This window comes from Paraburkholderia sp. EB58 (genome assembly GCF_050436665.1).
Taxonomy (GTDB): Bacteria; Pseudomonadota; Gammaproteobacteria; order Burkholderiales; family Burkholderiaceae; genus Paraburkholderia.
In genome coordinates, this window is the sequence record NZ_JBNDMQ010000012.1 from 1 (window position 1) to 23,050 (window position 23,050).

A 23,050-nucleotide genomic window follows, 5' to 3' on the forward strand; every position below is an offset into this window, starting at 1 on the left:
GTCCACACCGTGCGGCTCTGGCAATGCTAACCCGCGTTTGATTCCTCACGGCAGGCCAGCCTTTGCCTCACGGGAGTCATACTGCCTAATAGACCGATAGCAATGCAAGGAAAGGCCAACGCCACAAGAACGCCAACCAAAGCGCCGCGCAGGCAAAAAAACTCACACGTGTAATCTAAACTTCCCCACCATAACCTTCAGCGCCTTAGCCTGATCATCCAGCGACCGAGCAGCCGCAGTAGCCTGCTCAACCAACGCTGCATTCTGCTGAGTCCCAGCATCCATCTGCGTGACCGCGAGGTTAATCTCCTCGATCCCAGAACTCTGCTCAGCAGAAGCAGCCGAAATCTCCCCCATGATGTCGGTGACGCGCTTCACCGCCTTAACGACCTCATCCATGGTCTGACCCGCGTCCTGCGCCAACGTCGAACCATTGCTCACGCGCTCGACAGAAGTACTGATCAACCCCTTGATCTCCTTGGCGGCTCCAGCGCTGCGCTGAGCGAGATTGCGCACTTCCGCGGCCACCACCGAAAAGCCACGCCCCTCCTCCCCTGCACGCGCCGCCTCGACCGCCGCGTTCAGCGCCAGGATGTTGGTCTGGAAGGCAATCCCCTCAATCACGCCAATGATGTCGCCAATGCTCTTCGCGCTGGCATTGATCTCGTTCATCGTCGCCACCACACGCCCCACCACTGCGCCGCCCTTCTCCGCAATCTCCGAGGCGTTGTTGGCCAGCGTGCTCGCCTGCTTCGCGTTGTCGGCGTTTTGCCGCACCGTCGAGGTCAACTGCTCCATGCTGCTCGCCGTGCGCTCCAGCGCCATCGCCTGCTGCTCAGTGCGCTGCGACAGGTCCAGGTTGCCCATCGAAATCTCTCCGGAGGCCGTCGCAATCGCGTCAGCACTCGCGGCAATGTCCGATACCGTCGTCGACAGTCCGCTTTGCATGTCATGCAGCGCCGACAACATGCTCGAGCTATCGTTGCGCGCCAGCGCAATCCGGTTCGACAGATCGCCCGCCGCAATCCGGCTCGCAATCTCCTTGGCATACACCGGCTCGCCGCCCAGTTGCCGCGCGAGGCGCCGCACCACCCATTCGCTGATGGCAAACGCCAGCACGATCAGGCCGATCGTCATCGTGGCCATCATCACAAACGACGAGTGGTAAATGAACGCCGACGCCTCGATAGTCGCCTTCGCGGCAACGCTGCGCTGCTCGACCAGCGCGTCGACCATCTTCTCGAGCTTATCGGTCTCCACCAGCAACGACACGTCCTGCATGCCGACCTGCCAGTTCATCTGCGACAGGTCGAGCGGCTGTGCCTTTACCAGGGTCACGAAATCGCGCAGGTGGCCGCTCCAGGTCGCCACCGCGGCGGCGAATTTCTTCTGCTGCTCGACCTGAGCGGCGTCGGATGTGTCCACGTACTGTTGCAGCGTGGTCATCTGCGTGGAAATGCCTGAGAGACCTTTATCGATGTCCGCGCCGAGTTCGTCGCGCTCCTTGGCCGTCGTCGCGGTCAGCAGCATCTTTTGCGCACGGCTCGCCCGCAGCACGTAGCCGCGCGCTTCCTCAGCCGCCCGGCTCGCCACGTGTCCCTGGTCATAGATCGATTGCGCCGAGGCGTTGAGCCGGCTGACCTGGGTCAGCGAAAACACCCCGATCGCGAGCGTGCCGATCAGCAGCACCGCAAAAGCGAGGCGCAGCATCCCCTTGACGGACAGCCCCTTGAACCGTCCAACCGGCTTACGTGAAGGCGACGAACCGCCTGCCGGCTCGCCACCCGCCACGAACCCCACCCCCGGCTGGCTGCCCAGCGAAACTGCTTTCATATCTTGGTCCCCACGTATGACCTGCCGGAAAAGTCCGTTCCGGCAATGCTCTTTATCTCATCCGGTCTACGGCATCTCCGGCAGCAATCTTTAATGTCGTCGATCCGTAGCGCTCCCCCGTGGGTGCATCCACTATGTGAGAAATGCCCCCTGCGACCCGCTTTATACATGGACAAAATTCGGCCCGGCAGCGTCCCCGACAAACTTGCATACTCGCCGCGGTCATGGCAGGCACGCGCTCGCTTGCCCCATGGCGGTGCCGTCTTTAGCCCGATCAATGTCTCATTCGCGACAAAAGTTGGCTGAACATTTCACGCGAGCCACATTACACTTCGTGAAAGATGTAAAACGCCGGTTGCTGTGTCGAAATGCCACAGAAGGCTGATCCGGCCCTCGCTCACCTTTCTCTCCTTCTCTCACGCGTATGGAAACGAGCCTCGACAAAAACGGTATGGCCGGCGCCTCAACTGGCCCTGTTGCGCCCCCTCTCGCCACCAAAGCCCAGCGCACGGTCTACTCGGTGCTTGGCGCGATCAGCTTCTCGCACCTGATCAACGACATGATCCAGTCGCTGATCCTCGCGATCTACCCGATGCTGAAGGACAATTTTTCGCTGTCGTTCGGGCAGATCGGCCTGATCACGTTGACCTACCAGATCACCGCGTCGCTGTTGCAGCCGCTGATCGGCATCTATACCGACAAGCATCCGAAGCCGTATTCCCTGCCCGTCGGCATGGGTTTTACGCTCGCCGGCCTGCTGTTGATGTCGGTTGCGCCCAACTTCGGCATCCTGCTGGTCGCGGCGGCGTTGGTCGGCTGCGGATCGTCGGTGTTCCATCCTGAGTCGTCGCGGGTCGCGCGGATGGCCTCGGGCGGCCAGCACGGCCTCGCCCAGTCGCTCTTCCAGGTGGGCGGCAACGCCGGTTCGTCGCTCGGGCCGCTGCTCGCCGCGCTGATCATCATCCCGCACGGCCAGCGCAGCATTGCGTGGGTGTCGGTGGCGGCGCTGGTGGCGATCTTCGTGCTCACGCAAATCGGCCGCTGGTACAAGCGCCATCCGGCTACGAAGAAGGCGCGTGGTGCCCAGGCCGGTCATGCGACGCTGTCGCGCAGCCAGGTGTTGTTCGCAATGGGCGTGCTCGTGCTGCTGGTGTTCTCGAAGTACTTCTACCTTGCCAGCATCAACAGCTACTTCACGTTCTATCTGATCGACAAGTTCCATCTGCCGGTGCAGGCCGCTCAGGTCCACCTGTTCGTGTTTCTCGCCGCGGTCGCAGCGGGCACGATCATTGGTGGTCCGATCGGTGACCGGATCGGCCGCAAGTATGTGATCTGGGTGTCCATCCTCGGCGTCGCGCCGTTCACGCTGCTGCTGCCGTACGCCAACCTTTTCTGGACCGGCGTGCTGACCGTGGTAATCGGCGTGGTGCTGGCGTCGGCATTCTCGGCGATCCTCGTCTACGCGCAGGAACTGATTCCGGGCAAGGTCGGGATGGTTGCAGGGCTGTTCTTCGGCTTCGCGTTCGGGCTGGGCGGGATCGGCGCAGCAGTGCTCGGTCAACTGGCCGATGCAACCAGCATCACCTATGTCTACAAGGTCTGCTCGTTCCTGCCGCTGATCGGGATTCTGACCGTGCTCCTGCCGAACATCGAAGGCAAGCGCGCGAAAGCCTGAACGGCCTCAAAGCGGGTATGAAGGGAAAAGGCGCTGCGGCGCCTTTTTTCATTGGGCACCTGCCCTATGGTGAACCCGCGTTGTCCGCGCTGGCAGGCCTGCTCTATGCTGTGCGCAAAGGCACACCCACGCTGAGCCGGTCGAAGCCCGATCCCGTTGATCGCCCAGCGTGCGAAGCGTGCTTCGAACGCCCGCTCACCCCAAGCTGCAGGAAGGATCGCCGATGACCCGTTACCGCGAGTTCCACCGCCGTTCCATCGAAGCTCCCGAAGACTTCTGGCGCGACGAAGCGCGACGCATTCATTGGGAAACGCCGTTCGAGACCGTCCTCGACCGCTCGAATCCGCCGTTCGCGCGCTGGTTCGTCGGCGGGCGGACCAATCTGTGCCATAACGCCGTCGACCGGCATCTGGCGGAGCGGGCACAGCAGAACGCGCTGGTGTATGTCTCGACGGAAACCGGTATCGAGCGACGCTACACCTACGCCGAGCTGTACGCGGAGATCAACCGGATGGCTGCGGTGATGCGCTCGCTCGGCGTCAAACGCGGCGACCGCGTGCTGATCTACTTGCCGATGATCCCCGAAGCGGTGTTCGCGATGCTCGCCTGCGCGCGGCTCGGCGCGATTCACTCGGTGGTGTTCGGCGGCTTCGCGGCGCCGAGCCTCGCCGCGCGCATCGACGACGCGAAACCGGCGCTGATCGTCACCGCCGATGCCGGCGCGCGCGGCGGCAAGGTGATCGACTACACGCCGCTCGTCGACGAAGCGCTCGCCCGTGCGCAACACAAGCCGCCGCATGTGCTGCGGATCGACCGGCAGCTCGCGCCCGAGCGCCTGAACGCCAGTTACCTCGTCGACTACGAGCCGCTGCGCGAACAGTTTTTCGACGCCCATGTGCCGTGCGAATGGCTCGAATCCAACGAGCCTTCGTATGTCCTCTACACCTCGGGCACGACCGGACGGCCAAAAGGCGTGGTGCGCGATGTAGGCGGCTATGCGGTGGCGCTGGCTGCGTCCATGGAATACATCTTCGAGGGCCGCGCGGGCGACACGATGTTCACCGCGTCGGATATCGGCTGGGTGGTCGGCCACAGCTACATCATCTACGCGCCGCTGATCGCGGGTCTCACCACCTTCATGTACGAAGGCACCCCCATCCGCCCGGACGGCGGCATCTGGTGGCGGCTCGTCGAGCAGCATCGGATCAACCTGATGTTCACCGCGCCGACTGCCTTGCGCGTACTCAAGAAACAGGACCCGGCGCTCCTGAAGAAGTCCGATCTATCGAGCTTGCGCACGCTGTTTCTTGCCGGCGAGCCGCTCGACGAACCGACCGCATCGTGGATCGCCGACGCGCTCGGCAAACCGGTGGTCGACAACTACTGGCAGACGGAAACCGGCTGGCCGATGCTCGCAATCCAGCGTGGCGTCGAAGCGTTACCGCAGAAGCTGGGTTCGCCCGGCGTGCCGGTCTACGGCTATAACCTGACACTACGCAACGAGCAGACCGGCGAAGTGTGCGCGCCGGGTGAGAAAGGCGTGATCACGCTGGCCTATCCGCTGCCGCCGGGCTGCATGTCGACCGTGTGGGGCGACGACCGGCGCTTCGTCAGCACCTACTGGTCGAGCGTGCCGGACCACGACCTCTATTCGACCTTCGACTGGGGTATTCAGGATGCCGACGGTTACGTGACGATCCTCGGCCGCACCGACGATGTCATCAACATCGCAGGCCATCGTCTCGGCACGCGGGAAATCGAAGAAGCGCTGTCGAGCCATAAAGCGGTAGCTGAAGTCGCGGTGGTGGGCGTGGCCGATCCGCTGAAGGGCCAGGTGGCGATGGCCTTCGCGGTGCTGCGCGATGCGGACCGTTACGCGGCTGACGAGGCTCGCGTCAAACTGGAGGCTGACCTGATTGCAACGGTGGACCGGCAACTCGGGGCGATTGCGCGGCCGGCGCGGGTCCATGTGGTGTCGATGCTGCCGAAGACACGCTCCGGCAAGCTGCTGCGTCGCGCGATTGCGGCGCTGGCAGAGGGCCGCGATCCGGGCGATCTGCCGACCATCGAAGATGCGAGCGCGTTGCAGCAGGTGCGCGACGCGCTGGCGGCGGGTGCAAAAGGTTAACGGAGCGCGGGGCGAGACGCCCCGCCGGCTAACCGCTCAGGCGCGCGCCTGCAAAAACCGCTTCAGGATACCGTTCGAATACGTGCCGGCGATCTCCGTCAGAAAGGACGTGAACGACGCCGGCGCATGCGCATCGGCCGTGTCCGAAATCGTTCGCACGATCGCGCACGGCACGCCGTATTCGTGACAGACCTGGGCAATTGCTGCCCCTTCCATTTCGACGGCAAGCGCGTCGGGCAACGCCTCGCGCAACGCCTCGACAGCCGCCGCACTGGCGACGAACTGATCGCCGCTGATGATGAGCCCCCGATGCACCCGTGGCAAAAGCGTGCCGAAACGCGCCGCCAACGCAGGCCCCTCTTCCGCGACGAAGCGCTCGGTAGCCACCGCGAGTTGATCCGCGAGCGCCTTGTCAGCAGCGAAGCGCCCAATGCCGAGCAGCGGAACCTCGAAGCGCGGAAACAGTGGCGACGCGTCGAGGTCGTGTTGCGTCAAGGTATCGGCGACGACGACATCGCCAATCCGCACCTCACGTCCGACCCCGCCAGCGACACCGGTGAACACGACCGCCTCGACATCGAACGCATGAATCAGCGCGCTGACCGTCGCCGCCGCGGCCACCTTGCCGATGCGCGCGAGCGTCACGACGCACGGCGCGCCATGCACGGTGCCGAGGTGATAGTCGCGGCGCCCATGCGTGACCGTGCGCACACCGGACGCGGCGCGCATGGCCTCGACCAGATCACCGAGTTCCTGCGGCAACGCCGCCATGACCCCTAGCGGACGGCGAGCGCCCGCAGCCGTGCTGTGCGCGGTGCTCATTCAACCGCCTGCAGTTTGGCGACCGCGAGTGCGAGCCATTTCTCGCCGTGCCGCTTGAACTTGACCTGTGCCTTGGCATCCGCACCGCCGCCTTCCAGTGCGGTGATCGTGCCTTCGCCGAACTTGGTGTGGAACACTTGCTGGCCAACCCGGAAGCCGCTTTCGGCTGCACGCTGTTCGTTCGCGAAAGCCGGCAGCGGCGCCGAGGTCGACGACGACGGCCCCGTATAACCCGGCCGCGCGAACCAGTCGCGGCCATAGCCGGCGTTATCGGAACGGCCGCCCCAGCGCGCGCCTGCTTCGACCTTGGGCGTGAGCCACTTGAGGGTTTCCTGCGGCAGCTCGTCAAAGAAGCGCGAGCGGATGTTGTAGCGAGTCTGGCCGTGCAGCATCCGGCTCTGCGCAAACGACAGATACAGCCGCTCCTTGGCGCGCGTGATCGCGACGTACATCAGACGACGCTCTTCTTCCAGGCCGTCGGTTTCCATCGCGCTGTTCTCATGCGGGAAGAGCCCCTCTTCGAGACCAGTGATGAACACGGCGGTGAATTCGAGTCCCTTTGCCGCGTGGACGGTCATCAATTGCACCGCTTCCTGGCCGGCCTGCGCCTGGTTATCGCCCGCTTCGAGCGAGGCGTGCGAGAGGAAGCCGGCCAGCGGCGTCATGGTGTCAGGGTTCTGCGCCGGGTCGGTCAGGTTCGGCGCATCGAGGACGACGGTGTTGGGGTCGTCGGTGGCCGTCACCAGTTCCGGCGCGGCGGTCGCACCGGGGCGCAGCGGAATGGAACGCGCGGGTGTGTCGAGTCCGTAGCCTTCTTCGCTGACGAAGGCCGCCGCCGCGTTGACCAGTTCCTGCAAGTTCTCGAGGCGGTCCTGACCTTCACGCTCGGTCTGATAAAACTCTGACAGACCGCTCGCGCGCACCACGTATTCGACCGTTTCGGGCAAGCTCATCTGCTGCGTTTCCGCGCGCATCTTGCCGACCAGATTCGCGAAGCTGGCGAGACTCGACCCCGCCTTGCCGGCGACATACGGAATCGCCGCGGCCATCGAACAGTTGTAGAGCCGCGCGGCGTCCGCGAGCTGTTCGATCGAACGCGCGCCGATGCCACGGGTCGGGAAGTTGACGACGCGCGAAAACGCGGTGTCGTCGTTCGGGTTGTCAATCAGGCGCAGATAAGCGAGCGCGTGCTTGATTTCCTGACGCTCGAAGAAGCGCAGACCGCCGTACACGCGATACGCGATGCCCGCGTTGACGAGCGTGTGTTCGATAGTGCGCGACTGCGCGTTGCTCCGGTACAGCACGGCGACTTCGCTGCGCGAGGTGCCGGTGCTGATGAGCGCCTTGATTTCCTCGACGATCCAGCCGGCTTCCTGCGTATCGGTGGCGGCCTCGTAGACGCGCACGGGCTCGCCGTGACCCGCATCGGTGCGCAGATTCTTGCCCAAACGCCGCGAGTTATTGGCGATCAGCTGATTGGCCGCATCGAGGATGTGGCCGTGCGAGCGATAGTTCTGCTCGAGCTTGATCAGATGCTGAACGTTGAACTCCTGTTCGAAGTCGCGCATGTTGCCGACATTCGCGCCCCGGAACGCGTAGATCGACTGGTCGTCGTCACCGACGGCGAAGATCGAATTGGTTTGTCCGGCGAGCAGTTTGAGCCAGGCGTACTGGAGCTTGTTGGTGTCCTGGAACTCGTCGACGAGGATGTCGCGAAAACGCGCCTGATAGTGGGCGCGAAGCGGTGGATTATGGGCGAGCAGTTCGAAGCAGCGCAGCAGCAGTTCGGGAAAATCGACGACGCCTTCACGCTGGCACTGCTGGTCGTAGGCTTCGTAGAGTTCGACGAATTTGCGGTTGAAGTTATCGGTGGCGTCGACGTCTTTGGGGCGCAGGCCCTGCTCTTTGGCGTTGTTGATGAAGTACTGGAGATTTTTCGCCGGATACTTTTCGTCATCGATGTTCAGGCCCTTCATCAGACGCTTGATCGCGGAGAGCTGGTCGGCGGTATCGAGAATCTGGAAGGTAGCGGGAAGGCCGGCGTCGCGGTGATGGGCGCGCAGCATGCGGTTGCAGAGGCCGTGGAAGGTGCCGATCCACATGCCTCTTGTGTCGATGGGCAGGAGGGCTTGCAGGCGCGCCATCATTTCGCGGGCAGCTTTGTTGGTGAAGGTTACCGCGAGGATGGTTGCTGGCGATGCCAGCCCTTGCTGGATGAGCCAGGCGATGCGGGTGATAAGGACGCGGGTTTTGCCGCTGCCCGCGCCGGCCAGAATCAGTGCCGGTTCGTTAGGGAGCGTTACCGCGGCGTGTTGTTCGGGGTTGAGGTTATTCAGGAGTTCGGGCATTTTCCAGGGGGTCGGCGGCGGTTCGTTCGTCATTATAAGGTTCAGGGGGTGGTTTGGTTTTTGCCTGCGCGGCGCTTTGGGTGTGGGCCTACGGCGTTCGGTTTTTCTTGGCTCTCTCCGTAGGCTGGACGCATTGCCTGCGGCGCCTTGCTCTAGGTTGTGTGCCTACGGCGTTGGCCTTTCCTTGCATTGCCATCGGTCTATTAGCTTCGCCCCTGTGCGGGGCGGCACCTACTTTTCTTTGCCGGCCGCAAAGAAAAGTAGGCAAAAGAAAGCGGGCTCACACCGCCAGCCTGTAGTAAGCCATCCCGGTCTGCTAGCGGGAACGGCCCAACACGAGACCTGCCCCCGCGCCGCACACGCCGGTGACAAGGCTGTCATCCGTTCCAGCGTTGCGCTGCGCGCCCCGCCGTCGGGCATGCCCCTCCCTTCGGCCCCCGAAGGTGGAACAACCGTGTCGGCGTGCCGCCCCGCTCCGGGCGCCGTACCGCGCCAGCACACTTCGCAGCCCAACTGCTGGTCTCCGTCTGGAGGGTCACCGGCCTTCCCGTGCAGACCCGTCCGCGACGCACGTAGTGCGGAGTGGGATGGATGAGCGCTTTGTCACTAGCGCGGAAAATGCGAAGGCACGTCTTGTCTTGGGCCGTTCCCGGTTGAGGACCGAGATGGACACCTACGGGCTGGCGGTGTAAGCCCGCTTTCTTTTGCCTACTTTTCTTTGCGGCCGGCAAAGAAAAGTAGGTGCCGCCCCGCACAGGGGCGAAGCTAATAGACCGATAACAAAGCAAGGAGAGGCCAACGCCGTAGGCAAACAGCCAAAACCAAACCTGACCAGACCGATAACAAATCAAGGAAAGCCCAACACCCCAAGAACAACAACCAAAACCAAGGCGCCGCAGGCAAACAACCATAGCGCCCCGCTGGCAACCGCCCCCAACCCCTTATAATGAAAGATTCCATTGCACCCCAGCAGACGACGAACAATGAGCGACACCACGCTTGCCAAGAGTTTCGAGCCCCACAACATCGAAGCCCAGTGGGGCCCGGAGTGGGAAAAACGCGCCTACGCCGCGCCAGCGTTCCTCGAGAACCAGAAGAACTTCTCCATCCAGCTCCCGCCGCCGAACGTCACAGGCACCCTCCACATGGGCCACGCCTTCAACCAGACGATCATGGACGGCCTCACCCGCTACCATCGCATGCTCGGCGAAAACACCCTCTGGGTCCCCGGCACCGATCACGCCGGTATCGCCACCCAGATCGTCGTCGAACGCCAACTCGACGCCCAAGGTGTCTCGCGCCACGACCTCGGCCGCGAAAAGTTCGTCGAACGTGTCTGGGACTGGAAGCAGCAGTCCGGCTCGACCATCACCGGCCAGGTCCGGCGCCTCGGTGCGTCCATCGACTGGTCGCGCGAATACTTCACCATGGACGACAAAATGTCCGCCGCCGTGCGCGACGTGTTCGTCCGTCTGTATGAACAGGGTCTGATCTATCGCGGCAAGCGCCTCGTCAACTGGGATCCGGTCCTCATGACCGCCGTCTCCGACCTCGAAGTCGCCAGCGAAGAAGAGAACGGCCATCTGTGGCACATCCAGTACCCGCTCACCGACGGCTCGGGCCATCTGACCGTCGCCACCACCCGGCCGGAAACCATGCTCGGCGATGTCGCCGTCATGGTTCATCCGGAAGATGAGCGCTACGCGCACCTGATCGGCAAGACGGTCAAGCTGCCGCTCGCCGACCGCGAAATCCCCATTATCGCCGACGATTACGTCGACCGCGAATTCGGCACCGGTGTCGTCAAGGTCACCCCCGCGCACGACCTGAACGACTATCAGGTCGGCCAGCGTCACGGCCTGCCGCAAATCGAAATCCTCACGCTCGACGCGAAGATCAATGAAAACGCGCCCGGGAAGTACCGTGGTCTCGACCGCTTCGAAGCGCGCAAGCAGGTGGTCGCCGACCTGGAAGCCATCGGTCTGCTCGAGTCAGTCAAGCCGCACAAGCTGATGGTGCCGCGCGGCGACCGCACGGGCGTCGTGCTCGAGCCAATGCTCACGGATCAATGGTTCGTCGCCATGAGCAAGCCGGCCCCCGACGGTACTTACAATCCCGGCAAGTCGATCGCCGAAGCCGCGCTCGACGTGGTCCGCAACGGCCAGATCAAGTTCGTGCCGGAAAACTGGACCACCACCTACTATCAGTGGCTCGAAAACATCCAGGACTGGTGTATCTCGCGCCAGCTCTGGTGGGGCCATCAGATTCCGGCATGGTATGGCGAAAACGGCGAAATCTTCGTCGCCAAGACTGAAGAAGAAGCCCGCGCACAGGCCACCGCCACGGGTTATACCGGCGCCCTGAAACGCGACGAAGACGTGCTCGACACGTGGTTCTCCTCGGCGCTGGTACCGTTCTCATCGCTCGGGTGGCCGAACGAGACCAAGGAACTGGAAGCTTTCCTGCCGTCGTCGGTGCTCGTCACCGGCTTCGACATCATCTTCTTCTGGGTCGCGCGGATGGTCATGATGACCACCCATTTCACCGGCAAGGTGCCTTTCGACACCGTCTATGTGCACGGTCTCGTGCGTGACGCCGAAGGTCAGAAGATGTCGAAGAGCAAGGGCAACACGCTCGACCCGATCGATATCGTCGACGGCATCGACCTCGACTCGCTGGTCGCCAAGCGCACCACCGGTCTGATGAACCCGAAGCAGGCTGCGTCGATCGAGAAAAAGACCCGCAAGGAATTCCCCGAGGGCATCCCCGCGTTCGGCACCGACGCGCTGCGTTTCACGATGGCGTCGATGGCCACGCTCGGCCGCAACGTCAATTTCGACCTCGCGCGCTGCGAGGGCTATCGCAACTTCTGCAACAAGCTGTGGAACGCCACACGCTTCGTGCTGATGAACTGCGAAGGCCACGACTGCGGCTTCGGCAAGCCCGCTGATGCTTGCGGTCCGAATGGCGAAGGCAATTGTGGCCCGGGCGCTTACCTCGACTTCTCGCAGGCCGACCGCTGGATCGTGTCGCATCTGCAGCGCGTCGAAGCCGAAGTGGCCAAGGGCTTTGCCGACTACCGTTTTGACAATGTGGCCAACGCCCTATACAAGTTCGTATGGGACGAATACTGTGACTGGTATCTCGAACTCGCCAAGGTGCAGATCCAGAACGGCGCGCCGGAACAGCAGCGTGCCACCCGCCGCACCTTGCTGCGCGTGCTTGAAACGGTCCTGCGCCTCGCGCATCCTGTAATTCCGTTCATCACCGAAGCGCTGTGGCAGAAGGTGGCACCGCTTGCCGACCGTTACCCGCAAGGTAAGGCCGAGGGCGAAGCTTCCATCATGGTGCAGGCTTATCCGGTAGCGGATCTCAGCAAGCTGGACGAAGCCGCCGAGCAATGGGTGACCGACCTGAAAGCCGTCATCGACGCCTGCCGCAACCTGCGCGGGGAGATGAACCTGTCGCCGGCGACGAAGGTGCCGCTGCTCGCCACCGGCAACGCCGAGCGCCTGCGCACCTTCGCGCCGTTCGCCCAGGCGCTGGCACGGCTGTCGGAAGTGCAGATTATTGCGGACGAGGCCACCCTCGATGCCCAGGCACATGGCGCGCCAATTGCTATCGTAGGCAATGACAAGCTGGTGCTGAAGGTGGAAATCGACGTCGCAGCCGAACGCGAACGCTTGTCAAAAGAGATTGCGAGACTGGGCGCCGAAGTGACGAAATGCAACGCCAAGCTGCAAAATGAAAGCTTTGTTGCGAAAGCCCCGCCCGCAGTCGTTGAGCAGGAGCAGAAAAGGCTGGCAGAATACGAAACGACTATTGGCAAGCTGAGCGCGCAACTTGCGCGCCTGCCAGCCTGATTGATGCTCCACGCCTGTGCCGGCGCACAGGCGTAGCCACTAGAGGATTCAGGGGTAATTACATGCTAAAAGTTACAAAAGCCGTATTTCCGGTAGCAGGTCTTGGCACCCGGTTCCTCCCCGCCACCAAGGCGAGCCCGAAGGAAATGCTGCCCATTGTCGACAAGCCGCTGATCCAGTACGCGGTCGAAGAGGCGATGGCCGCCGGCATCACCGAAATGATCTTCGTCACGGGCCGCAGCAAGCGCGCCATTGAGGATCACTTCGACAAGTCATACGAAATCGAAGCCGAGCTCGAAGCGCGCGGCAAGGACAAGCTGCTGGAACTGGTGCGCAGCATCAAGCCGAGCCATGTGGACTGCTTCTACGTGCGCCAGCCCGAAGCACTCGGCCTCGGCCATGCGGTGATGTGCGCCGAAAAGCTGGTTGGCGACAACCCGTTCGCCGTGATCCTCGCGGACGACTTGCTGTACGGCAAGCCACCCGTGATGGCGCAGATGATCGAGGTATTTGACCACTATCACAGCTCGGTGATCGGCGTCGAAGAGATCCCGCATTCGGAGACGAAGTCGTACGGCATCGTCGACGGCAAGGAATGGGAAGATTCGATCATCAAGATGTCGGGTATCGTTGAAAAGCCGGCGCCGGAAGTCGCGCCGTCCAACCTCGGCGTGGTGGGCCGATACGTGCTCAAGCCGCGGATTTTCGAACATCTGCGCTCGCTGAAGCCCGGCGCCGGCGGGGAACTGCAGTTGACGGACGCCATCCAGTCGCTGCTTGCCGATGAGCAGGTCCTCGCGTACAAGTATCACGGCACGCGTTTCGACTGCGGCAGCAAGCTCGGTTACCTGAAGGCAACGGTCGAGTTCGCGCTGCGCCACCCGGAAGTGGCTGCGGACTTCGAAGAGTATCTGCGCACGCGTTCGCCGGTGCTGGAAGGCTAAGCAGTTGGAAAGATTGAAGTAGAAGCGCGGCGAAAAGTACGGGACGGCGCGCCGTTGGACCTGGAAAGGCGCTGTTGCCCTGCATGCCGGGCAACAGCGCCTTTTGTTTTGGCGAGAGCGCAGCACGCGCTTGCGAAGTGAACAAGCTCCAAAGACAGTCAAATCGGGAGTCGGATATGCCGAATGAACGGCACTCAAGCAATACGATCCAGCATTGGACCGACAAGTGGGTTGCCTCTGTCTCAGACTATTCAATTTTTGCGATTTCGCCGGACGGCCGGATTCTGAGCTGGAATCCAGGCGCCAAGGCCATCCACGGATACCAGGCGGAGGAGATCATCGGCCAGCCGCTGGACGTTCTCTATACCGACGACGACCGGCAAAAAGGGGTGCCTGCTGGCGGCCTCGGGATCGCTCGACGCACAGGCCGTCACGACACCGAAGGGTGGCGGATCCGCAAGGACGGCACGGCGTTTTGGGCCAGCGTCGTCATTAACGCATTGCATGACGAAGATGGGCAGCTTGCCGGTTTCGTGAAAATCGTGCGCGACATGACCGATAAAAAGGCCGCGCACGACGCCGTGCTCGAAAGCGAGCGGCGCTTCCGCATGCTGGTTCACGGCGTCACCGACTACGCGATCTTCATGCTCTCGCCGGAGGGCCTCGTCACCAACTGGAACTCCGGCGCCCGCCGCATCAAGGGCTACACGGCAGAAGAAATCATCGGCTCGCATTTTTCGCGCTTTTACATGCCTGAAGACGCTGCGACCGGGCTGCCACAGCGTGGGCTGGATGCTGCCGCCAGGGACGGCCGTTTTGAAGCGGAAGGCTGGCGGGTCAGGAAAGATGGCACGCGTTTTTGGGCGCACGTTGTGATCGACGCGATCCGGGAAGACGATGGCACGCTGGCGGGATTTGCCAAGATCACCCGCGACATCACCGAGCGGATGGAATCGAACCGGCTTCTTGAGGATGCAAGAAAGGCGTTGTTCCAGTCGCAAAAGATGGAGGCGATCGGCAAGCTGACAGGCGGCGTGGCGCACGACTTCAACAACGTCCTGCAGGTCTTGCGCGGCAACCTCGAACTGCTGGACAGGCGTCATTCCAGTGACAGCTGGACACGCGAGCGGCTGGAGAAGGCGATCGATGCCGTGGAACGCGGTGCGAAGCTCGCCTCGCAACTGCTCGCCTTCGGCCGCCAACAACCGTTGCAACCGGTTGTGATCAACCTCGCATCCGCGATTCGCGGCATGGACGACCTGCTTCGGCGCGCCCTGGGCGAGACCATTGAGGTGGAAACGGTGGTGGCCGGCGGTCTGTGGAACACGTTTGTGGACATCCACCAGCTCGAGAACGTCATCCTGAATCTGGCGATCAACGCGCGCGATGCGATGCCGGAGGGCGGAAAGCTGACCATGGAACTGGCCAACGCCATGCTCGACGACCAATACGTTGCCGGCGTGCCCGACGTGGCCGCAGGTCAGTACGTCATGTTGGCCGTGACCGACACCGGCACGGGCATGCCGCCTGATGTGGTCGAACGGGCCTTCGAGCCGTTTTTCACAACGAAGGTGGAAGGCCAGGGGACCGGACTGGGTTTAAGCACGGCATATGGCTTCGTGAGGCAAAGTGGCGGACACGCCCGAATCTATAGCGAGGTGGGATACGGAACGACGGTCAGGATCTACCTGCCCCGCTCGACCGAAACCGCAGTTGAGCCCCCGCCGCGACCGAGCGTCAAGCTGCAGGGCGGAACCGAAACGATCCTCGTGGTGGAAGATGACCAGAAGGTGCAATCCACCGTGGTCGACACGCTCTGTGGCCTCGGCTACCACGTACTGAAGGCGGATAGCACCGAGGAGGCGCTGACGGTCATCCGAAGCGGCGTCCACCTTGATCTGCTGTTCACCGACGTGGTCATGCCGGGGTTGCCGCGCAGTCCCGAAATGGCCGCCCAGGCGGTGCAGCTTCTGCCGCGCCTGAAGGTGCTGTTTACTTCGGGTTATACGCAGAACGCAATTGTTCACGGCGGACGGCTGGACCCAGGCGTCGAGCTGTTGAGCAAGCCATACAGCCGGGAACAACTCGCCTCCAAGATCCGCCACATGCTGCGGCCGGCCGGCGCGACCGACGTCAGCCAGGATACACCGCTAACTGCAACGAACGCCGGCGCGAGAGGTCTGCGCGTGCTGCTGGTCGACGACGATCGTGATTTGCTGGAAGCCACGAGCGAATTGATCACAATGCTCGGTCACCATGCGGTGATCACCTGCTCGCCGGACGAAGCGTTGCGCTGGCTTGGCGAGCGCACATTCGACGTCTTGCTCGCCGATCTCGCCATTCCGGGCAAGTCGGGTATCGAACTCGCAGAAAAAGCGGTGCAATTACAGCCGGCGTTGCGCGTGATTTTCGCCTCGGGCAACGAGATGCCAGACTCGCCGGCGCTGACTTTCTGCTGGAGGGCATTACGCAAGCCCTATACGTTAGACGAACTGGCCAACGTGCTGGAGAGCTCCCGGCCTTGATAGAAAGCCCGTCTCGCAGTTAGCGGCGCCGCATCAGAAACACGAACACCTTGTCCTGGGTCGAAACTTCGACGATTTCATTGCCGGTCTGCTTGGCGAACGCGGCGAAATCGCGTTGCGAGCCGGGATCGGTGGCGAGCACCTTGAGAATCTGGCCGCTTTCCATGTCGGCAAGCGCCTTCTTCGCACGCAAAATGGGGAGCGGACAGTTCAGCCCGCGCGCATCGACTTCCTTGTGAACCTGAATTTGCATCGACGATGACCTTCGGGGTGAGGCGCCGTGAACGACGCTGGACAGAGCGTCAAATTCTACCGCAGCCGCCATATCCACGCCGGACACGGCGCGGATATGGCGGCTATCACAGAACCGGCTTCGAGCCCCTTCGCAGCCCCTTACAGCGTCACCGCCTGCCCGGTCTGCATCGACTGCCGCAGCGCGCTGCCGATGCGCGTCGCCTCCAGCGCGTCGGCGAGCGTCGCGCCCGCGGACGCCCCGCCCTGCACCGCCGCGACGAACGCCCGCGCCTCGTACAAGAAGGCGTCTTCGAAACGATCGAAGAAGGTCGGCGTACATTCATTGCGGATGCCGCTTGCGTCGCTGATCTCCACGCGGTTCAAACGCGGGTTGTGACCGATCGCCAACGCGCCTGCCGTGCCGATCACCTCGCTGCTGGTGTCGTTGCCGTGCGCCATGGTGCGCGAGGCGTAGAACATCGCGAGGCGCCCATCTTCGAACTCGCAGATCGCCACGCCGTTGTCGACGTCGCCGAATTCGCGCAGTCCTTCGTGCAGCGCAATCGTGCCGCTGGCAAACACGCGTTTCGCGCGCGGCTTGCCGAGGAGCCAGCGCGCGACGTCGATGTCGTGCACCGTGCAATCGAGAAAAATCCCGCCCGAGGTCGGCGCGAAGCGCACGAAGAAGCCGTCGGGATCGTTCTTGTCGGTGGTCTGCGAACGCACCATAAACGGCCGTCCTATCGCGCCGGCCTCAATCTTCTCGAACGCGTCGCGATAGCTCGGATCGAACCGGCGCATGAAGCCGATGGTCGCCTGCAGATGCGGATGCCGCTCGGCTTCCGCGAGCACGCGCTCGCACTCCGTCAGATCCAGCGATAACGGTTTCTCGCAGAACACGTGCTTGCCGGCGCGCAGCGCATCGACAATCTGTTGCGCGTGGAGCGCCGAAGGCGTAACGAGCCACACGGCGTCGACTTCCCGGTTCTCCAGCAAAGCGGCATAGTCTTTGTACAGGCGCGGAGCCGGCAACGCCTCTGTCGCCCATGCACGCTCGTCTTCCACTGGACTGCAGGCGGCGACGAGCGCCGCGCCCGGCACACGCCATGCCAGGTTCTCCGCGTGACGCTTGCCGAGCCTCCCGAGACCGACCACACCCACACGCACCGGCTGGCGGTTAGAAGCCGTCGTCATCATGCCCCCTCACCCAGCCGCACCGGCCGCCCTTCGCGCCACGAACGAGTCGCGGCCTCGGCCAGTTCAAGCGCCTTTAGCCCGTCTGCCACGGTGGTGCGCACCGGTTTGCCTTGCGTGACCGCTTCGAAGAAGTGAGCGATTTCCGCGGCGTACGCAGCCCGGTAACGTTCGAGGAAAAACGCTTCGGGCACGTCGCTCGAGACTTCCGTCTTCGAATACGCCACCACCTCCGTGGGCCGCACATTGCCGGCCTGCAGCATGCCGGTGCTGCCGAGCACTTCGAAGCGCTGATCGTAGCCGTAGGCCGCGCGCCGCGCCGTGTTGATCTGGCACAAGCGCCCGCTCTTCGTGCGGATCGTCACCGCCGTCGCATCAATATCGCCCGCCTCGGCGATCGCCGGGTCGCTCAGACAACTGCCGGTGGCATGCAGCGTCTCGGCTTCGTCGTCGAGAATCCAGCGGAAGATATCGAAGTCGTGGATCAGCATGTCCTTGAAGATGCCGCCCGAGTGCTTGATGTACTCAACCGGCGGCGCGCCCGGATCGCGGCTCGTGACGATCAACATTTCCGGCGTGCCGATTTCTCCCGCGTCGATGCGCGCCTTCAACGCGGCAAAGGTCGGATCGAAACGGCGCTGAAAGCCGATCATGCACACGACATCCGCTTTTGCCACCGCGTCCGCACAGGCACGCGCACGTTCGAGCGTGAGGTCTACGGGCTTCTCGCAGAAGATGTGCTTCTTCTGCGCAGCGGATTTCAAAATCAGATCCGAGTGCGTGTCCGTGCTCGAACAGATCACCGTCGCGCCGATCGATGCGTCGCCCATGGCGCCGTCAATATCCGCGACCTGCGCGCCGTGCAAGGCGGCCAGCGACGCCGCCGCATCCTTGTTCACGTCCACCACATACTTGAGCCGCACGCCCGGTTGCCGCGCCAGATTCGCCGCATGAATCCGGCCGATGCGACCCGCACCGAACACTGCTACGTCGATTGTCTTGCCGCCTGCCATGTCAGTCATCGTATCCTCCAGTGTCTTTCGATTCTTCAACGTTCAATTCGAGCTTGTACGCAAGCGCAATGAACAGCGCCTGGCACAAACAGATCGTGCTGGTCAGCGAGCGGAACGCAAATGCGCTCCCCTCCTTCACATAAAGTTGCGTGGTGGCGTAGCGCGCAAGCGGTGACAACTGACTGTCTGTGATTACGAGCGTCTTCGCCTGATGGTGATGCGCCACACGTAAGCAGTACTGCGTTTCCTTTCCGTAGGGCGCGAAACTGATCGCGATCACCACGTCGCCCTTTCTGACGCTGCGGATCTGCTCGCGATACATGCCGCCGAAACCCGAAACCAGATGCACGCGCTTGGGGGTGTGCTGCAACGCATAGACGATATAGCTCGCCACCGGAAACGAACGGCGCACACCGACCACGTAGATATTGTCGGCCTGCTGCAGCATCTTCACGGCGGCGTCGAACTCCTTGTCGTCGAGACCCGCCTCAAGTTCTTCGAGTCCGCCGCGCGAAGCCGCGATGAATTCGCGCGCCACCGAGCCGCCCGACAGCGCCCCCGGCTTTTCGTCGATCAGCTTGCGAATGCGCTGCTGATAGCTCGGCGACGACGTGCCCTGGCCGGTATACGCCTGACGAAACACTGCCTGCAGATCTGAGAAACCCGAGAAACCAAAGCGCTGCGCAAAACGCACGACCGCCGACGGATGCACGCCGCAACTCGCGGCAATATCGCTGGTGCGATCCACCATTACGCTGGAGCGATGCTGCTCGATATAGGTCGCGACACTCTTCAGCTGGCGCGGCAATGACTCGTAGTTTTCTGCGATGCGCTGCATCAAATCTTCGACGCTCGGCAATTCTTCTGTGCTCTCTTCCGCCATGGCTGTTCCTTTACTGCTCTATTGCGCTGCAAAAACGGCGTCCGCAAAGGCGCTAAGCACCGCGCTGACGTTGCCGATTATAGGCAGCACCACCATCAAATGGAACATATTTTCCATTTTTCTTTGTCATGAAATTTTCATTGCAAGACGGCAGAAGTTGGCCTAATCTTGGTTCTGAGCGATGGTGTTGCGAACTGCGTGTAAACGCCAAGAGGGTTCGCAGGTATGACGAAACACCAGACGTTCCCTTCAATAACGAAGACCGAGAAAGGTGGAGACAATGAGACTTTGCAATGGCAATGCAACGCTGAGGATTCTGGTGGCAGCACTAGCGCTGACGGCGGGATTGGCCGCCACAACCGCGGCCCGCGCGGCCGATGCGCACTTCGTGTTGATCAGCCACGCACCGGATTCCGATTCCTGGTGGAACACCATCAAGAACGCCATCAAACAGGCCGACGAGGACTTCAACGTCGAGACCGACTACCGCAACCCGCCTAACGGCGACATCGCCGACATGGCCCGCCTGATCGAACAGGCAGCGGCACGCAACTACGACGGCGTGATCGTCACCATCGCCGACTACGACGTGCTGAAGAGCGCGATTTCCAAGGTCACCGAAAAGCACATTCCTTTGGTGACGATCAACTCGGGCACCGAGCAGCAGAGCGCCGACCTAGGTGCGATCATGCACATCGGCCAGCCTGAATATACTGCCGGCAAAGCCGCGGGCGAAAAGGCCAAAGCCGCAGGTGTCAAATCGTTCCTGTGCGTAAACCACTACGCGACCAACCCGGCGTCGTTCGAACGTTGCCGCGGCTTTGCCGAAGCGCTCGGCGTCGACTTCAAGAGCTCCACGCTCGACGCCGGCACGGACCCGACCGGCATCCAGTCGAAGGTGAGCGCGTATCTGCGCAATCATCCGGACACCGGCGGCGTGCTCGCGCTCGGGCCGCTCTCGGCCGCCCCGACCATCAAGGCGCTGCAGCAGATGGGTCTCGCCGGCAAGATCTGGTTCGCCACCTTCGACTTTGACGACGACATCGCCAAGGCCATCAAGGACGGCACGATCCAGTTCGCCATCGATCAGCAACCGTACCTGCAGGGCTACATCGCAGTTGCCGTGCTGGCCATCGTTAAGCACGACCACACCACCGACCCCGTAAAGATCCGCCAGATCCTTCAGGCCAACCCGAAGTTCCAGGCACGTCTGTCCACCTACGGTCTCGCCCCCTCCTATGGGCCGCGCAATATCGGCTCGGGCCCGGGCTTCATTACCAAGGAGAACATCGACAAGGTGATCAAGTACGCAGGTCAGTACCGCTAATTAATGTTGCATTGAGTCCGGGAACGGGATAACAACCGTCCCAGCAGGCATGAAGGGAGCGCGTGCCGCCAGCCACCCCTGGCCGCAGCCGCACGCGCTTCCCTTCGCAGGGTTTCATTTGCACTTCACTTGCATTAAGCGCCTTTAAGCGAAGCGTCGCCACGACGCCATCCGCCGGCGCATCAAGGAGAGCTTCAATGGGCGTCGCCAACCCCTTCCACGCCAAACATCCCCCTTCCGAGCAGGACGCCGCAGCAGCCGCGGCCTCCGGCACCGCTGCGGCAGCAGACGAGCGCGTGCGTCGCGAATCGTGGTTCAAACACCTGCTGAGCCGCCCGGAATTCGCCGCGCTCGCCGGCACCGTGATGGTGTTCCTGGTGTTCGGGCTCTCCGCCGGAAACTCCGGCATGTTCAACCTCGACGGCGTGATGAACTGGTCGCAGGTTGCTGCGTATCTCGGCATCATCGCGGTGGGCGCATGCCTCTTGATGATCGCCGGCGAGTTCGACCTCTCGATCGGCTCGATGATCGGCTTTTCCGGCATGATGGTCGCGCTGCCCACCATGTACTTCCACTGGCCGATCGCGCTCTCGATCGTGTTCGCGTTTGCCGGTTCGATGCTGCTCGGCGCGCTGAACGGGTATCTCGTGATGCGCACCCGGCTGCCCTCCTTCATCGTGACGCTGGCGTTCCTGTTTATCCTGCGCGGCCTCACGCTCGCGCTCTCGGTGATGTTTGCCGACCGCACCATTATTTCCGGTGTCGGCGACGTCGCCGCCAAGGACTGGCTCGCGCATGCCCTGTTCCAGGGCGTCGCATTCAAGGGCCTGTTTGTGTGGCTCGGACATATCGGTGTCGTCAAGCTGCTCGACAACGGCCTGCCGCTCGTGCCTGGGATTCCGAAAGTCATCCTGTGGTGGTTCGCGCTTGCCGCAGTCTGCGCATTCGTCCTTGCCAAGACCCGATTCGGCAACTGGATCTTCGCTGTGGGCGGCGACGCCAATGCGGCGAAGAACGTCGGTGTGCCGGTGCGCCGCGTGAAGATCTCGCTGTTCGTGTTGACGGCCTTCTGCTCGTGCCTCTACTCCGTACTGCAAGTGTGCGACATCGGATCGGCCGCCGCCGACCGCGGCCTGCAGGCGGAATTCGAAGCCATCATTGCCGCGGTGATCGGCGGCACGTTGCTGACCGGCGGCTATGGTTCGGTGGTGGGCGCATCGTTCGGTGCGCTGATCTTCGGCGTCGTACAGATCGGCATCACCTACACGAATATCGATTCAGATTGGTTCCGTGTGTTCCTCGGCGCGATGTTGTTGTTCGCAGTGCTCTTTAACCACTACGTGCGCAGCCGCGTTGCGGCAGCCCGCTAAACGAGGAGTCCACGATGAACACTCGATTGAACACAACAGCGGGTACGACGCAACTAGCGGATGCGGACTACATCCTCGCGCTCGAAAACGTTAGCCGCTATTTCGGCAACGTAATTGCGCTGAAGGACATCACACTGCGGTTAAAACGCGGCGAGGTGCATTGCCTGCTGGGCGACAACGGCGCCGGCAAATCCACGCTGATCAAGACGCTCGCCGGCGTGCACCAGCCGAGCGAAGGCACCTACCTCGTCGACGGCAAACCGGTGCGTTTCACCTCGCCCAAAGACGCACTCGATCTTGGCATTGCCACGGTCTATCAGGATCTCGCACTGGTGCCGCTGCTTTCGGTGGCGCGCAACTTCTTCATGGGACGCGAGCCGCAGAAAAAGCTGTTCGGCTTTATCAACGTGATGGATCTCGACCATTGCGCGACCGCCTCGCGCGACAAGCTCGCGGAAATGGGCATCAACGTGCGTGACGCGCATCAGCCGATCGGCACGATGTCGGGCGGCGAGAAGCAGTGTCTCGCGATCGCGCGGGCCATTCACTTCGGTGCACGCGTGCTGATTCTCGACGAGCCGACTGCAGCGCTTGGCGTGAAGCAGAGCTTCAATGTGCTGAAGCTGATCCACACCGCTCGTGCCAAAGGCATTTCGGTGATCTTCATCACGCACAACGTGCATCACGCGTATCCGATCGGCGATTCGTTCACGCTGCTCAATCGCGGCAAATCGCTCGGCACTTTCACCAAAGACACCATCAGCAAGGACGAAGTGCTCGACATGATGGCCGGCGGCGCCGAGATGCAGAAGATGATCGGCGAACTCGAAGGCGCGACGATCTGATTTGCGCCACGCGGCGACCGCATGGCGTTGCCCTGCGTCCGCTGCG

The 23,050-nt window shown here is 62.4% G+C and carries 15 protein-coding genes; 8 read left to right on the forward strand and 7 right to left on the reverse strand.

Going from position 1 to position 23,050, the window contains the following annotated elements:
• Positions 1-162 precede the first annotated feature (162 nt).
• Positions 163-1,833, reverse strand: coding sequence for a methyl-accepting chemotaxis protein (locus P3T40_RS18795; RefSeq protein ID WP_429269239.1), 1,671 nt, complete (start codon positions 1,831-1,833; stop codon positions 163-165).
• Between the two features lie 424 nt (positions 1,834-2,257).
• Here P3T40_RS18795 and P3T40_RS18800 point away from each other — a divergent pair, with 424 nt between their 5' ends.
• Together P3T40_RS18800 and P3T40_RS18805 are read left to right on the forward strand one after the other, a co-directional pair.
• Entirely contained in the window at positions 2,258-3,508 is a 1,251-nt protein-coding gene (locus tag P3T40_RS18800; RefSeq protein ID WP_429269240.1) for an MFS transporter, read from the forward strand.
• 223 nt (positions 3,509-3,731) lie between these two features.
• Positions 3,732-5,636, forward strand: a complete 1,905-nt coding sequence (locus P3T40_RS18805) for a propionate--CoA ligase (protein ID WP_429269241.1) — start codon at positions 3,732-3,734, stop codon at positions 5,634-5,636.
• A gap of 36 nt (positions 5,637-5,672) precedes the next feature.
• Here P3T40_RS18805 and P3T40_RS18810 read toward each other — a convergent pair whose 3' ends face one another.
• Both P3T40_RS18810 and P3T40_RS18815 read right to left on the reverse strand, forming a co-directional pair.
• Positions 5,673-6,458, reverse strand: coding sequence for a 5'-methylthioadenosine/adenosylhomocysteine nucleosidase (locus tag P3T40_RS18810; RefSeq protein WP_429269242.1), 786 nt, complete (start codon positions 6,456-6,458; stop codon positions 5,673-5,675).
• Entirely contained in the window at positions 6,455-8,806 is a 2,352-nt protein-coding gene (locus tag P3T40_RS18815) for a UvrD-helicase domain-containing protein (protein WP_429269420.1), read from the reverse strand. Before P3T40_RS18815 ends, P3T40_RS18810 begins: the two co-directional genes overlap by 4 nt.
• Before the next feature lie 983 nt (positions 8,807-9,789).
• On the opposite strand from P3T40_RS18815, the gene P3T40_RS18820 reads away from it, so the two are divergent.
• The 3 genes from P3T40_RS18820 (at position 9,790) to P3T40_RS18830 (ending at position 16,138) form a co-directional block, all read left to right on the forward strand.
• Positions 9,790-12,669 (forward strand): valine--tRNA ligase, encoded by a 2,880-nt coding sequence (locus tag P3T40_RS18820; protein ID WP_429269243.1) that lies wholly within the window; start codon positions 9,790-9,792, stop codon positions 12,667-12,669.
• A 62-nt stretch (positions 12,670-12,731) separates the two neighbouring features.
• Entirely contained in the window at positions 12,732-13,613 is an 882-nt protein-coding gene (gene galU, locus P3T40_RS18825; protein ID WP_429269244.1) for a UTP--glucose-1-phosphate uridylyltransferase GalU, read from the forward strand.
• Positions 13,614-13,789: 176 nt separating this feature from the next.
• Positions 13,790-16,138 (forward strand): PAS domain S-box protein, encoded by a 2,349-nt coding sequence (locus tag P3T40_RS18830; RefSeq protein WP_429269245.1) that lies wholly within the window; start codon positions 13,790-13,792, stop codon positions 16,136-16,138.
• A gap of 19 nt (positions 16,139-16,157) precedes the next feature.
• On the opposite strand, the gene P3T40_RS18835 is transcribed toward P3T40_RS18830, so the two are convergent.
• From P3T40_RS18835 to P3T40_RS18850, 4 genes are all read right to left on the reverse strand, one after another.
• Positions 16,158-16,385, reverse strand: coding sequence for a sulfurtransferase TusA family protein (locus P3T40_RS18835; RefSeq protein WP_074265982.1), 228 nt, complete (start codon positions 16,383-16,385; stop codon positions 16,158-16,160).
• 146 nt (positions 16,386-16,531) lie between these two features.
• The gene (locus P3T40_RS18840) at positions 16,532-17,566 is read right to left on the reverse strand and encodes a Gfo/Idh/MocA family oxidoreductase (protein ID WP_429269246.1); all 1,035 of its coding nucleotides are present in this window, start codon (positions 17,564-17,566) and stop codon (positions 16,532-16,534) included.
• Positions 17,566-18,588, reverse strand: a complete 1,023-nt coding sequence (gene iolG / locus P3T40_RS18845) for an inositol 2-dehydrogenase (protein WP_429269247.1) — start codon at positions 18,586-18,588, stop codon at positions 17,566-17,568. Before iolG ends, P3T40_RS18840 begins: the two co-directional genes overlap by 1 nt.
• Positions 18,581-19,462 carry a MurR/RpiR family transcriptional regulator gene (locus P3T40_RS18850; RefSeq protein WP_429269248.1) on the reverse strand — a complete coding sequence of 294 codons (882 nt, stop codon included), beginning with the start codon at positions 19,460-19,462 and terminating at the stop codon, positions 18,581-18,583. Before P3T40_RS18850 ends, iolG begins: the two co-directional genes overlap by 8 nt.
• Positions 19,463-19,742: 280 nt before the next feature.
• Here P3T40_RS18850 and P3T40_RS18855 point away from each other — a divergent pair, with 280 nt between their 5' ends.
• The 3 genes from P3T40_RS18855 to P3T40_RS18865 all read left to right on the forward strand — a co-directional run bounded on the left by P3T40_RS18855 (position 19,743) and on the right by P3T40_RS18865 (position 23,004).
• Positions 19,743-20,789 carry a sugar ABC transporter substrate-binding protein gene (locus P3T40_RS18855; protein WP_429269249.1) on the forward strand — a complete coding sequence of 349 codons (1,047 nt, stop codon included), beginning with the start codon at positions 19,743-19,745 and terminating at the stop codon, positions 20,787-20,789.
• A gap of 197 nt (positions 20,790-20,986) precedes the next feature.
• Positions 20,987-22,159, forward strand: a complete 1,173-nt coding sequence (locus tag P3T40_RS18860; protein WP_429269250.1) for an ABC transporter permease — start codon at positions 20,987-20,989, stop codon at positions 22,157-22,159.
• A gap of 14 nt (positions 22,160-22,173) precedes the next feature.
• A complete protein-coding gene (locus P3T40_RS18865) occupies positions 22,174-23,004 on the forward strand; it encodes an ATP-binding cassette domain-containing protein (protein WP_429269251.1) in 831 nt (276 codons plus the stop codon).
• The last annotated feature ends 46 nt before the right edge of the window (positions 23,005-23,050 follow it).